Origin of the sequence: Luteitalea sp. (genome assembly GCA_009377605.1) — a bacterium.
Classification (GTDB): Bacteria; Acidobacteriota; Vicinamibacteria; order Vicinamibacterales; family Vicinamibacteraceae; genus WHTT01.
Map to the genome: position 1 here is coordinate 1 of WHTT01000302.1, position 614 is coordinate 614.

Genomic DNA, 614 nt, shown 5'->3' on the forward strand with positions numbered 1-614 from the left:
AGGGGACATTTCTATTTCGCTAAGAACGGGGACATTTCTATTTCGCCTTGACACCGCGACGGCGGTTGCTTGACAGTACACGGACCAAGTCCTAACATATTTATCGACCGATACAGAATTCTGGCAAACCGGTCCCCAAGACTGCCAACCTGTCGCCCCCGGCTCCACCGACACCGACACGAATCCGGCCGACAGCGAGATCGCGAACATCGAAAGTGCCCTCATGCCCCTCGGCCGCTACGCCCATCCCAGCGACATCGCCGCCGCGGTGGCGTTCCTGGCCGGGGAAGGCGGGCGCAACATCACCGGCACGATACTCGCCGTCGACGGAGGGTCCACGGCCTGACGGCGCCGCCGGCAGCTTCCGTGTCCACCACCGCTCGCACCCGGCAGACCCGCAGCCGACGTACCTCTGGGAGACAGACCATGGCATGGACCCTCCTCCTGATCGCCGCCCTCCTCGAGCCCGTGTGGGCGCTGGCCCTCGAACGCAGCGACGGCTTCCGGCACCTAGGCTTCAGCGTGCTCGGCGTCACTGTCGCCACCGCCAGCCTCACGCTGCTCACCTTCGCCCTGCGCGACCTGCCGATTGGTACCGCCTATGCCGTATGGGT

At 65.1% G+C, this 614-nt stretch carries 1 protein-coding gene and 1 pseudogene; both read left to right on the forward strand.

Annotated features, from left to right (window positions below; translation table 11 throughout):
* The first annotated feature begins 151 nt into the window (after nucleotides 1–151).
* Nucleotides 152–346 (forward strand): annotated as a pseudogene (locus GEV06_29035) (SDR family oxidoreductase).
* Between the two features lie 80 nt (nucleotides 347–426).
* Nucleotides 427–614 (forward strand): QacE family quaternary ammonium compound efflux SMR transporter (locus GEV06_29040; protein ID MPZ21885.1); only part of this gene is annotated, 188 nt, incomplete at its 3' end.